This is a genomic window from Dorea sp. D27, from assembly GCF_001185345.1.
Lineage (GTDB): Bacteria > Bacillota > Clostridia > Lachnospirales > Lachnospiraceae > Extibacter.
Window position 1 is genome coordinate 331,285 of record NZ_KQ236745.1, and the last position, 12,830, is coordinate 344,114.

The window sequence follows — 12,830 nt, forward strand, 5'->3', positions numbered from 1 at the left end:
AACATCAGACGAATTTTATGGTTGTTCTCACGGTAGACCAGATTTTGATTTGCCGAATATAAGGTTTACAAATTGTTAAGGATTTGTTACAATACTATCTGATAGTGCAAAAAAAATGGCGTTTTGTACAAATGTAGAAGCAGATTATATAAAACGGAGGTACAAATATGTGTGGAATAGTAGGTTATATCGGCAATCAGCAGGCGGCCCCGATTCTTCTCGACGGTCTTTCTAAGCTGGAATACAGGGGCTATGACTCTGCCGGTATCGCAGTTTACAACGGTGAAAAGATTGATATGATAAAGTCCAAAGGGAGGCTAAAGGTTTTAAGCGAGCTGACACACGACGGAGAGACGCTGCCCGGGACGTCGGGTATCGGACATACGAGATGGGCCACGCATGGTTCGCCTTCTGATATCAATGCACATCCTCATTTTAACAAGGATGAAAGCATCGTAGTCGTACATAACGGAATCATAGAGAATTACCTGAAGCTGAAGAAAAAGTTGGAGAAACACGGATATGAGTTCGTGTCAGAGACGGACACGGAAGTCATCGCGCATCTGTTAGACTACTATTACAACGGAAACCCCCTTCAGGCGGTAACGAAGATCATGCACCGGATGGAAGGCTCCTATGCGCTCGGGATAGTTTTTCAAGATCATCCTGATGAACTGTATGCAGTCAGGAAGGACAGCCCGCTCATCGTAGGACATACAAATGGCGGTAATATTATCGCATCCGATGTACCAGCTGTGCTGAAGTATACGAGAGACGTGTTCTTCATCGAAAATGAAGAGATTGTCCGTATGACGGACGCTACGATGGAGTTCTTTAATGTAGATGAGGAGCCGATTGAGAAAGAGTCCGTACGGATTGAATGGGATGTAAACGCAGCCGAAAAAGGCGGTTATGAACATTTTATGCTGAAGGAGATGTATGAGCAGCCAAAAGCGATTACAGACACGTTTTCCCCAAGAATCAAGGATGGCAGAATCGTTATCGATGAACTGAACATGACGGATGAGGAGATAAAAGCTATCAGTAAGATTATGATTGTCGCCTGTGGCTCTGCCTACCATGCGGGCGTTACTAGCAAATATGTGTTTGAAGGGCTGTCGCGTATCCCGGTAGAAGTAGACGTGGCTTCTGAATTCCGGTACCGCAATCCGATTCTGGAAGAAGGAACGCTCGTCGTCGTCATAAGCCAGTCCGGAGAGACGGCAGATACGCTTGCAGCTTTGAGAGAATCTAAGGCAAGGGGAGCTAAAGTGCTCGGTATTGTCAATGTGGTCGGCAGTTCGATAGCAAGAGAGGCAGACAATGTCATGTATACATGGGCCGGACCGGAGATAGCCGTAGCGACGACGAAGGCTTACTCGGCGCAGCTTATATCCCTGTACCTACTGGCCATGAAGTTCGCATACGTAAAAGGTGAGATGGATGACGCGGTACTGTCAGACATGCTGGAAGATTTGAAAAGCCTGCCGGCACAGGTGGAGATGCTGCTTAACAATAAGCAGAAGATACAGCGTTTTGCAAACCGTTATCTGGCGGCCAGAGACATATTCTTCATCGGACGCGGCATAGATTATGCGATATCGATGGAAGGCTCTCTTAAACTGAAGGAGATCTCCTATATTCATTCGGAGGCATATGCGGCGGGTGAACTCAAGCACGGAACGATATCGCTTGTGGAAGAGGGAACTCTCGTTGCCTCTGTCCTGACCCAGAAAGAACTGTATAAGAAAATGATAAGCAATATGGTGGAGGTACGGACAAGAGGAGCGTTTGTAATGGCTGTAACGATGGAGGGGAACACGGAAGTAGAACGGGCAGCCGATTATGTAATCTATATTCCCGAGACGAATAAATACTTTACGAACTCCTTGGCAATCATACCACTTCAGCTCTTTGGCTATTATGTATCTGTCGGGCGGGGCTGTGATGTCGACAAGCCGCGCAACCTTGCGAAGTCGGTTACGGTTGAATAGAGTCAGTTTAAGGCATGGGCATCCCATGCCTTTTGTATATTCAGGAAGAATTAATGGAATATTAAGCTGTTCCGGTTGAGGTCACTGGTGAAATTTGTTATAATATGTTACGTGAGTGTTAAAAATAGATTAAGAAATGATTATTACGGAGGATAGATATGATATTTGGAGGAATTTTGGCAGGAGGTATCGGTTCAAGGATGAATATGGCGGATATGCCGAAACAATTTTTAAACCTGGGTGACAAGCCGATGGTAGTCCATACATTGGAAAAGTTTCTGCTTTGCCCGAAGATTGAACAGATATATATAGGAGTACATCCGAATTGGGTGCTGCATATGGAAGACCTGGTCAATAAATTTATCAATATACGGAAAGATTGTGTCCATATCGTGTCTGGCGGCGGCGACCGCAATGTGACTATTATGAATATCGTGGATGCTGTTGAAAGGGATTACGGTGAGAGCGAAGAGCACTATATCATCACACATGATTCTGTCCGTCCGTTTGTCACATCGAGGATAATTAACGATAATATAGACACGGTACTGAGCCATAATATATGTGATACCGTGATTGCAGCCACGGACACTATCGTCGTGTCAGAGGACGGAAATATGATTTCAGATATCCCTGTCAGGAGCAAAATGTACCAGGGGCAGACGCCGCAGAGCTTTCAAGTGAATCTTCTGAAAAAATTATATCGGGCACTGGGCGAAGAAGAAAAAGCAGTGCTGACAGATGCATGCAAGATTGCGGTCGTGCAGAATGAGCCCGTATATCTTGTGAAAGGAGAGCCTTCCAATCTGAAGATTACGACAGTGAGTGATTATAAAGTTGCACAGGCTATGGTCGGAGGAAAAGTCGTTGATTAATTATGTATATCAGTTAGTGGCGCCTGGTACATTTTCCGTCAAATACGAAGAGGCACAATTCGAAAGCCAGGTCATCATCAAGCCGCGGTATATGTCGATCTGCCATGCAGACCAGAGATATTATACGGGGCAGCGTGAGCGCAGTATCCTTGACAGGAAGCTTCCAATGGCGCTTATTCACGAGTGCTGCGGAGAGGTGCTGTTCGACCCGTCGGGAAAGCTTAAATCAGGAGAAGAAGTTGTGCTTATCCCGAACGTGCCGGGAGAACACAGCGATATCATATTGGAGAATTATGCAAAAGGTGCGGGCTTCTTGTCCAGCGGAAGGGATGGATTCCTGAGAGAATTCATCAGCCTGCCGGAAGACAGGCTCGTCAGGCATGAGGGCATACCGCAGAAGCTGGCGGCAATCACTGAGTTTGTAAGCGTTGCCGCACACAGCATCCGGAGATTTGACTGCATTTCCCATGGAATCCGGAACAGGATAGGAGTCTGGGGAGACGGAAGCCTGTCGTTTATAGTTGCAAATCTGTTGAAACAAGCGTATCCGGGCAGTGAGATCATAGTCATTGGCAAGAATCCAGGTAAGCTGTCTTACTTTACGTTTGCGGATGAGACTATACTGAGAGATGAATTGCCTGCGCAGTTCGAGATAGATCATGCGTTTGAATGCTGCGGCGGAGATGGAAGCTATTATGCGATAGAAGATATTATCAACCATATCAACCCACAGGGAACGGTGATGCTGATGGGAGTCAGTGAGAACCGCGTGGCTGTGAACACAAGAGACGTACTGGAGAAGGGGCTTGCGGTAATTGGCAGCAGCAGGTCGGGCAGAGCAGACTTTGAGCAGGCTGTGAGCTGGATGAAAAATGAGCGTTTTCAAAGGCGTCTGGATATGATAATATTTGAAGATGAAAAAGTCAGCTCTGTGGAAGATATTCACAGGGCATTTAGAATGGACAGAAATACACCGTTTAAGACTGTATTTGAATGGGGATTATAAGGAGATAGTTAACTTATGGCAGCAGTTAGTATTATTGTTCCGGTCTATAATGTGGAAAAATATCTGAACAAATGCGTGGATTCCATATTGGGACAGACGTTTGAAGCGTTCGAGCTTATACTCGTTAACGATGGTTCGACCGACGGCAGTCCGGCCATTTGCAGAGACTACGCCGGCAAAGATGAACGGGTACATTATATCACCCAGGAAAATATGGGGCCTGGAAGAGCCAGGAATGTAGGCATTGCAGCGGCGGTGGGTAAGTATATCTTATTTGTCGACAGCGATGATCATATCGCCGTAAATATGGTGGAAATACTCTATAGAAACATTACAGCCAGTGATGCTGACATGGCAACGTGCGGATTATATAATGTATACCAGAACAGATGTATTCCCCAATATGAAGGTACGGAACAGTTTGTATGTGACACCGCGGAGGCATTCGGACTGCTACTGATTGGGGAAAAAATACCGGGAAGCTCATGCAATAAGCTGATAAAAGCAGAGATTCTTAAGGACATAGGGTATCCGGAAGGAATTGTATACGAAGATGTCGGATTCCATACCGAACTGATGCAGAAGGTACGGAGCGTTCATGTGGATACGACCCCCCTGTATTACTATGTACACCGTGAAAACAGCATTACTACCAGGAAGTTTGACTCGGATGCGATGATGTTCATATATGCCTATGAAGATACGCTCCGGGTCGTGGAGCAAAAATACCCACGCATACTGACAGAGGCGAGATTCAAGCTGATCTGGGCATATTTTGCGATACTGGACCGGATGCTGCAGGAAGACCGATATTGGAAGATACGGGAATACAGGCAGGTAAGACAATACCTGAAAAGAAATACGATTCGCATAATGAGGAATCCATATTTTCATAAAGCCAGAAAAATAGGAGCAATCGCTCTTCTGATGAATGTCCGGCTGTACCGTACATTGACGAGGATAAACGAAAAAAGGAGCAAAGAGCTTTTTTCATAGGAGATAAGAATGAAGAGGATTTGTTTTGTGGATTTTGACATGTCGGTTACTGGCGGGGTCGAGCAGGTTACCTCCTCCTTGGCCAATGAGCTGTGCAGCATATATGAAACCTTTGTATATGCTATAAATAAAGGCGGAGAGTCCGCCTATGAATTAGATGAAAGAGTAGTGTTCATAGAAGGGCTGACCGGTGAAACGCGTCTCCGCGGAATGATTCAGGGGACGTTCCGGCCTTTTATTCATTTTGTAAAAGAGAATAAGATTGATGTTGTCATATTGATGGGCAACTATCCGGCCCTGGTCGCTTCTTTTACCCGCTTTTTTACGAAGGCAAGGTATATCTACTGCGATCACGGCGGGCTGATGAACCAGTGGAAGCAGAAAGATATAACGGCCATCCGCTTCTGGGATGCGCTGACGTCCCATAAGGTCATTGTCTTGACGGAAAAGACGAGGCGGGATTATATATCCAGATTCCATCTGAAGCCTGGGAAAGTAAGATGCATCTATAATTGGATTGAGGATAAAGTGGTCCATGCAAGAAAGGGATACAATACGGAGTCGAAGAAGATATTGTCTGTCGGCCGGTTCGGAAAAGAGAAAGGGTATGATATGCTCGTAGAAGTGGCGAAGGCCGTACTGCCTGCCCACCCGGACTGGCAGTGGCACGTGTTTGGCACCGGCGAGACATTTGAGGAGACGGCCGCCAAAGTATCGGAATACGCTTTGGAAAATCAGCTCATCCTGAAAGGAAATGTCAAAGATGCCTACAGGCTCTATTTGGATTATGCGTTCCTTGTCCTGCCTTCTTACCGTGAAGGGCTCCCGCTCGTATTGCTGGAAGCTGCGGCTGTCGGCCTTCCGATGGTGAGTTTTGATATTGAGACGGGTCCGAATGAGATTATCCAGGAAGGAAGGAACGGATTTCTGATACCGCCTTATGATTTGGCTAAGATGGAAGAAAAGATGGAAGAGCTGATGGCAGACAGGGATATACGCAGGGAGATGGCGGCATATGACGGTGTGAAGGACAAGTTCAGTAAAAAAACTATCCTGAAAGAATGGATAGATTTGATTGAGGAGTAGTGATGAGAAGCAGACAAGCGATGAAGAACATGATTGCCAACATATTTCTGCAGGTAATCGTGTTTCTGTCAGGTATAGTTCTTCCGCGTTTTTTTCTGGAGGCGTATGGTTCCAGCATAAATGGCATGGTGACATCGGTCAACCAGTTCCTCATATATCTTGGCCTTGCAGAGGCCGGTGTCGGGACGGCGTCTGTCGTCGCGTTGTACGGACCGCTGGCAGAGGAGAATCAGAATGAGATAAATGGTATCCTGTCAGCGACGAGAAGGTTCTATAATAGATCCGGGTATCTGTTCGGAGCTCTTGTGGCGGGATTTGTGTTCATTTATCCGTACCTTATCACCCAACAGCTGAGTGCCTCTCTCGTGAGGACGATGATATTGATTCTGGCAAGCAGTACGCTCGTAGATTATTTTTGCCTTGGCAAATACAAGGTGCTGCTTACCGCCAACCAAAAAGGATATGTGATTGCTTATATACAGGCGCTCGGCACAACGTTAAACATGGCAGTTACCATCTTGTTGATATATAACCATGCCAATGTGCTTTTGGTAAAGGGAATCGCGACACTCGTGTATATTCTGCGGTTCTTTCTGGTAAAAGCATATGTCAGGCGATGGTATAAAGAGGTGGATTTTCAGGCCGCGCCTAAGATGAACGGCCTGAAGCAGCGGGGGGCCGCGCTTCTGCATCAGATTGTAGGCGTTATCGTGAACAATACGGACGTGGTGCTGCTGACGGTATGTCTTGGGAGCAGGTCGCTTATAGAAGTGAGCGTATATGGGATCTATAATATGGTCATATATGCAATGAATCTGCTGCTCACCTCATTTTCGAATGGTTTGACGGCGGGATTCGGAGAAGTGATATCCAAGGGGGAAAAGGAAGTGCTGAAGGACAGCTTTTCCAATTATGAATATATGTACATGATCATACTCATGTGCGTATGTACCTGCATGGGCGTGCTGCTTCTGCCGTTTGTATCCGTCTATACGCTGCATGTCACGGATGCCAACTATATAAGGCCGGTATCAGCTATGTTGTTTACCCTCATCATATTTCTGCAGAATGTGAGGATACCTGGACTCACAATCATTTGTGCCGCAGGGCATTTCAAAGAGACGAGAGGGCAGGCTGTCTTGGAAGCTGTCATCAATATCGTCGTGTCCCTTTCGCTCGTATGGAAGTTCGGGATGAACGGAGTGCTGTTCGGAACAGTAAGCTCTTATGCATTCCGGTCTGTAGAGATCATATTGTACAACAGAAAGTATCTCGTAGAAGGGACGGGAATCATTTCGTTAAAGAGAATCGTGCGCAACGTACTGGCAGTTGCAGTTATCGTGTTCCTGCTGATGCACGTCGTGCCACAGCAGATGACTTCATTTTTGACTTGGGGCATGTATGCGGCCATCACAGGAGGAATTTCTTTGGCAGTTCTGCTCGGATTGAACTATGTATGTGAGCCGGCAGAATTTAAAAAGGTAGTACAGAGAATGAAAAGTATAGGAAGACAGAGAGGATAGTAACGTTATGTATGATTATTTGATAGTAGGTTCAGGATTATTCGGTTCGATATTTGCATACGAAGCCAGAAAAAAGGGGTATTCGTGCCTGGTGGTCGAAAAAAGAGACCATATCGGAGGAAATATCTATACAAAGGAGATTGAGGGAATCCAGGTACACGAATATGGGGCGCATATCTTCCATACGAGCAATAAAGATGTGTGGGAGTATATTCAGCAGTTCGCTGAATTCAACAGGTATACGAACAGCCCGATTGCATATTATAAAGGTGAGATATATAACATGCCTTTTAATATGAATACGTTCAATAAGATGTGGGGCGTTGTCACCCCAGGACAGGCGCAGAAGAAGATTGCAGAACAGATAGAGGAGTTCGGGGTGGACGAGCCGAAAAATCTGGAAGAACAGGCAATCAACCTTGTCGGAAAGGATATATACGAGAAGCTGGTAAAGGGATATACGGAAAAGCAGTGGGGGCGCAGGGCGACAGAACTTCCGCCGGAGATAATCAAGAGGCTTCCGGTACGCCTGACCTATGATAACAATTATTTCAACGACTGTTACCAGGGTATACCGATAGGAGGATATACGCAGATTATAGAAAAGATGCTGGAGGGGATAGAAGTACGGCTGAATACGGATTATCTGGAAGAGAAGGAAGAGCTGGACGGCATATGTGGCAAGATTGTATATACAGGTCCTATCGATGCCTATTACAATTATAAATACGGGGAGCTTGAGTACCGGTCTGTCAGGTTCGAGACCGAAGTGCTTGATGAGGAAAATCATCAGGGAAACGCGGTTGTAAATTATACGGAATATGAGGTTCCATATACGAGAATCATTGAGCATAAGCATTTTGAATTTGGCGCACAGCCGAAGACAGTCGTATCAAAAGAATTTTCAGCACCGTGGAAACGGGGGGATGAACCATATTATCCGGTCAACAACGAGCGTAACAATCTGCTGTATGAGAAGTATGCCGCGGAAGCTGCGCAGGAAGAAAAGGTCATCTTCGGTGGCCGGCTTGGAAAATACAAATATTATGATATGCACCATATAGTTGCCGAAGCGCTTACATGTGCGGGAGAGTATCTGTAAAATTTATCGGACATCGGTAGTTCGACAAGCATAAGTTGCGGAACGTTCCATAATATAGTAATATGATGTAGAATTAAAAAGCAAATTGTAAAAAAGGAACTGATTATGGCGAAAAATAAAAAGTCTCTAAAAGCTGAGAAGGCAATCAAGGCAAAGAGAAAGAAGAAACAGAGAAGAAGGCGCAGGGCGGTCGTACTGGTAGTGGAAGTAATCATGCTGCTTCTGTTATCAGGCGTGGCTTACGCAATGATGAAGTTTGACAAACTGCAGGCGGTGAATATTGATAAGAAAGACCTGGAGCTGAACGAAGGTGTGGAAGAAAAAGAGGGATACACGACTATCGCTCTATTTGGAGGAGATTCACGGGACGGGCAGCTTGAGGAAGGCACGCACGCAGATACGATCATCGTGGCGTCCATCGACAACAAGTCTAAGGAGATAAGGCTTGCATCCGTTTATCGGGATACACTTCTGCAACAGAAGAATTCATCATTCAACAAGGCAAACTATGCCTATTTTGAAGGGGGTCCTGCAGCCGCAATCAATATGCTGAATAAAAATCTGGATCTTGATATACAGGACTACGTGACGGTAGATTTTAAGGCACTCGTTGACACGATTGACTTGCTGGATGGGCTGGATATTGATATCAAACAGGAAGAAGTACAATATTTGAATGAGTACCTTCAGGAGACGGCGGATGTTGCCGGGACGGACGCTGAATTCATAGAGGAGTCAGGAGAGCAGCATCTGGATGGGACGCAGGCAGTTACATATGCGCGTATCCGTTCTACGGCTGGCGGTGACTATACCCGTACAGAACGCCAGAGGCTTGTGATTGAGAAGATATTTGAAAAAGTGCTGCATACAGATCTGGCCACCATCAATAAGATTATCGATACGGTATTTGAACAGGTATCTACAAGCTTTTCGCTGAAGGAGCTGATTGGCCTGGCTTCGGATGTCACAAAATACAAGCTTGGCGAAAATACAGGATTTCCGTTTGATGTAGAGGATGGCCTCACATACCAGAACGCAGGAAGCGTAGTCATCGCTCTCGGGCTGGCAGAGAATGTGAAGCAGCTGCACGAGTTCCTGTATCCGAATGAGGAAGAACAGGACGTATCTGAGACAGTCCGGAATATATCTGACGAGATAGCATATGTGACCGGCGTCGTAAGGCCGGCGTCGCTGGATCAGGGCAATGACAGTAGAGGCAGTCAAGACGGAGACGGCAGCGCCGGAACCGGTGGCAATGCGGATGCCGGATATGACACCGGAACAGATGGTGGGTATGGCGGCGGAGGTACAGTCGGCAACGCAGACGGTTCCGGCACATACGAGTAGAAACATTTTTTGTAAAATCCGGTCGGATGTGATAGAATATTTCTAGCATTGATGATTAGAATCGAAGGAGAAAGAGGATAAGAACATGAAGATATTAAAGAAGATCAGCATAATATTATTAAGTCTGTGCTTATGTGTCCCTTGTTTTTCAATGGTTGCCCAGGCGGCGGACGGGCGTATCTCATTTACCGACCCTGAGACGGCGGTCGGAGATATGGTTGAAGTGAAATGCGTTGTCAAGTCGACGAGCGGAAGCCTTGGCAATATAGAGGTAAAGCTGACCTATGACAGTGCGGCGCTCAGATTTGACTCCGGTGACGGGGTGACGGCGGACAGCGACGGTTCCCTTACCTGTACCGGCTCCGGCGGATCAGAGGAAGCCACATTCAATATGAAGTTCCAGGCGTTAAAAGAAGGGGATACGAGTGTCAGCGTGGCTGGTGCGACGATAGCTTCCAGCGGCGGAGGAACTCTTACTCTTGATCAGGGGAGTTCCACGGTCAAGATTGCAGAAGGCGACCCTTCCAAGATTACAGACGAAGGCACTACATCAGGCGCTGATGACATCGAAGTGGATGTAAACGGGACAACATACAAATTATCCGACAATTTTGCGGAAGCCGATATTCCGGCTGGCTATACGAAGACAGAAGTACAGTTTGAAGGACAGGCCCGCCAGATGGTGGCTCAGGAATCAAGCGGAGTCACACTCGGCTATCTACTGGACGGGGAAGGGAAAGGCGATTTCTTCCTTTATAATGCAGACGACGCGACTTTTTCTCCATTTGAGCAGATAAATATCTCCGAAACGACTTCTATAGCCCTACTCAGTGAAAAAGCCGGCAAGAAACTGCCGAAGACATTCCAGGAAGTGACGCTGACGTTGAACGGAAAAGATTTCCCGGCATGGCAGAATACGGAAAAGGACGGGTTCTACGTCGTGTATGCCGTGAACAGCAACGGAGATAAAGGATATTACCAGTATGACGACAGCGAGGGGACATACCAGCGTTATGAGGCTTCCGGCAGTACGGAAGAAAAGACGGATGATTCCCTGATGGGAAAGATAGGACGTTTTATCGACAAGCATATCCAGATGATGGTCCTTATTGCAGGACTCGGTGTGATTATCGTCCTTATCCTCATCATCGTTCTGGCGGTGAAGCTCCACAACCGCAATGCAGAATTAGATGACCTGTATGACGAATACGGGATTGATGAAGAGGAGGAACCGGAGAGAAACAAGCCGGCGGTAAAAGAGAAGTCGGCAACAAGATCCGGGCTCAAAAAGAAGAAGGACGAAGATAGTTTCGATGATTTTGACGAGGATGACTTTGATGAAGAAGACTTTGACGACGATTCCTATGGTGACGATGATTATGATGACTATGACGACGATTTGATGGATGACGACGACTTTGAGCCATATGACGATTCCTATGAGGATGAGATAGACGATCTCGACGATCTGCTCGGAGAAACCAAGCCGAAGAAGCGCGGACACGAGGAGACAGACGATTTGTTCAAGGTAGACTTTATAGACTTGGATTAACAGACGGCGTATCAAAAACATTCCGCAGAACCTTACAGGATCTGCGGGATGTTTTTTTCTGGCAGGTCTATAAGCAATCGTGTTATAAAGGATGGCAATATCGTGATAGCGGTACGGTTTGTTTGTGATAGAATAATAAAATCTTCATATTGTACAATCATAATGGGCTCAGTATGCGTTTTCAGCAGGATATGCAGCGTGCGAGAGCCGGAAAGGAGTTGGATGGTTGTACATGGAAAAGAAGAAGATACAGATTGACAAAGAGGGGAAAGAACTACGCCAGCCGCTTGACGGAAAGTTCCCGATATCCGCGGAGTTCCAGAAGCTGTCGTACTATGCATACGGCATGTGCATCTGCCACTGGCATCCGGAGATGGAACTGCTCATCGTGACGGAAGGGGTGCTGGAGCAGCAGGTAGGCGGAGAGATACTTAAGATAAGCGAAAATGAAGGGATATTCATAAACAGCCACATCATGCACGGTACGAGGATGGTAGACCATGAAGACTGCAGCTACCGTGTCATCCGGTTTGAGCCGGCCTTGCTTGGCGGGGGGACGAAGAGCCTCATATATGAGAAGTATGTGAAGACGCTGCAGTCGCTCAAGGATCTCCGCTACCGTATCCTCCGCCCGGAAGACATGCAGCAGAGACGGATGGTGGACCTGATATACAAGATTACAGACACATACGTCAAAAGGGAAATCTGCTATGAGCTGGAAGTACAGGGGCTCATGCTGGAGCTGTGGGGGCTGCTCTTTAAGCTTATAGGCAATGTAGAGGAAAATGAGATACAGATGAACAGAGAGATGTATAAGATCCAGGACGCGCTTGCCTACATACAGATGTACTATAAGAATCCGCTGACACTGGACGAGATTGCGGAGGCGTGCATGATGAGCAAGAGCTCATGCTGCCGCCTGTTTAAGAAGGTATTCCGGCAGAGCCCGATGGAGTATGTCACCTCGTACCGGATACAGCAGAGCTTTATGCTCATAGCGGACGGAAGATGCTCCATAACAGAGATTGCATACGAGTCCGGGTTCACGAACAGCAGCTACTTTACAGAGATGTTCCGCAAAGTGACCGGCATGACTCCGACGCAGTATAAGAAGGAAGTGTGCAGGAGATAGACAAGAGGCATTAAGGTGTGAAAAAGACAGTAAATTACACCTTAATGCTTTTTTTGTGCGTCAATAGCGTGTTTTTACAAACTCTGTTATAAAAAGTGAAAACTATGTTATATCATTGAAACAATTATAAAAATATAATAAATCTACAGAAAGACAATTTGTCTGCAAGATAACAGACAAATGTCATATTTTGCATATCTGCGGGCTGGACAAGATT

General features: G+C 46.4%; 10 protein-coding genes. All 10 read left to right on the plus strand.

What is annotated here, in order from left to right:
- Positions 1-167 precede the first annotated feature (167 nt).
- The 10 genes from glmS (at position 168) to HMPREF0980_RS12810 (ending at position 12,613) form a co-directional block, all read left to right on the plus strand.
- Complete coding sequence (gene glmS / locus HMPREF0980_RS12765) at positions 168-1,994, plus strand: glutamine--fructose-6-phosphate transaminase (isomerizing) (protein WP_049729476.1); 1,827 nt, start codon at positions 168-170, stop codon at positions 1,992-1,994.
- A 158-nt stretch (positions 1,995-2,152) separates the two neighbouring features.
- Positions 2,153-2,869: an IspD/TarI family cytidylyltransferase gene (locus HMPREF0980_RS12770; protein WP_049729477.1), complete on the plus strand. Its 717-nt coding sequence runs from the start codon at positions 2,153-2,155 to the stop codon at positions 2,867-2,869.
- Entirely contained in the window at positions 2,862-3,875 is a 1,014-nt protein-coding gene (locus tag HMPREF0980_RS12775; RefSeq protein WP_049729478.1) for an alcohol dehydrogenase catalytic domain-containing protein, read from the plus strand. Before HMPREF0980_RS12770 ends, HMPREF0980_RS12775 begins: the two co-directional genes overlap by 8 nt.
- Positions 3,876-3,890: 15 nt before the next feature.
- Positions 3,891-4,871 carry a glycosyltransferase family 2 protein gene (locus HMPREF0980_RS12780; protein WP_049729479.1) on the plus strand — a complete coding sequence of 327 codons (981 nt, stop codon included), beginning with the start codon at positions 3,891-3,893 and terminating at the stop codon, positions 4,869-4,871.
- Between the two features lie 9 nt (positions 4,872-4,880).
- On the plus strand, positions 4,881-5,957 hold the full coding sequence (locus HMPREF0980_RS12785) for a glycosyltransferase (RefSeq protein ID WP_049729480.1): 1,077 nt from the start codon (positions 4,881-4,883) through the stop codon (positions 5,955-5,957).
- Between the two features lie 2 nt (positions 5,958-5,959).
- Positions 5,960-7,480, plus strand: a complete 1,521-nt coding sequence (locus tag HMPREF0980_RS12790) for a lipopolysaccharide biosynthesis protein (RefSeq protein WP_049729481.1) — start codon at positions 5,960-5,962, stop codon at positions 7,478-7,480.
- A gap of 7 nt (positions 7,481-7,487) precedes the next feature.
- A complete protein-coding gene (gene glf / locus HMPREF0980_RS12795; protein WP_049729482.1) occupies positions 7,488-8,582 on the plus strand; it encodes a UDP-galactopyranose mutase in 1,095 nt (364 codons plus the stop codon).
- 105 nt (positions 8,583-8,687) lie between these two features.
- Entirely contained in the window at positions 8,688-9,929 is a 1,242-nt protein-coding gene (locus HMPREF0980_RS12800; protein ID WP_049729483.1) for an LCP family protein, read from the plus strand.
- Between the two features lie 85 nt (positions 9,930-10,014).
- Positions 10,015-11,481, plus strand: coding sequence for a cohesin domain-containing protein (locus HMPREF0980_RS12805; RefSeq protein WP_049729484.1), 1,467 nt, complete (start codon positions 10,015-10,017; stop codon positions 11,479-11,481).
- A 232-nt stretch (positions 11,482-11,713) separates the two neighbouring features.
- Positions 11,714-12,613: an AraC family transcriptional regulator gene (locus HMPREF0980_RS12810; RefSeq protein ID WP_147629830.1), complete on the plus strand. Its 900-nt coding sequence runs from the start codon at positions 11,714-11,716 to the stop codon at positions 12,611-12,613.
- Positions 12,614-12,830 lie beyond the last annotated feature (217 nt).

What these genes read in the sequence shown, in the direction of transcription:
- glmS (WP_049729476.1), top strand. Translation starts at nt 168, where the DNA reads ATGTGTGGAATAGTAGGTTATATCGGCAATCAGCAGGCGGCCCCGATT.
- HMPREF0980_RS12770 (WP_049729477.1), top strand. Translation starts at nt 2,153, where the DNA reads ATGATATTTGGAGGAATTTTGGCAGGAGGTATCGGTTCAAGGATGAAT.
- HMPREF0980_RS12780 (WP_049729479.1), top strand. Translation starts at nt 3,891, where the DNA reads ATGGCAGCAGTTAGTATTATTGTTCCGGTCTATAATGTGGAAAAATAT.
- HMPREF0980_RS12785 (WP_049729480.1), top strand. Translation starts at nt 4,881, where the DNA reads ATGAAGAGGATTTGTTTTGTGGATTTTGACATGTCGGTTACTGGCGGG.
- HMPREF0980_RS12790 (WP_049729481.1), top strand. Translation starts at nt 5,960, where the DNA reads ATGAGAAGCAGACAAGCGATGAAGAACATGATTGCCAACATATTTCTG.
- glf (WP_049729482.1), top strand. Translation starts at nt 7,488, where the DNA reads ATGTATGATTATTTGATAGTAGGTTCAGGATTATTCGGTTCGATATTT.
- HMPREF0980_RS12800 (WP_049729483.1), top strand. Translation starts at nt 8,688, where the DNA reads ATGGCGAAAAATAAAAAGTCTCTAAAAGCTGAGAAGGCAATCAAGGCA.
- HMPREF0980_RS12805 (WP_049729484.1), top strand. Translation starts at nt 10,015, where the DNA reads ATGAAGATATTAAAGAAGATCAGCATAATATTATTAAGTCTGTGCTTA.
- HMPREF0980_RS12810 (WP_147629830.1), top strand. Translation starts at nt 11,714, where the DNA reads ATGGAAAAGAAGAAGATACAGATTGACAAAGAGGGGAAAGAACTACGC.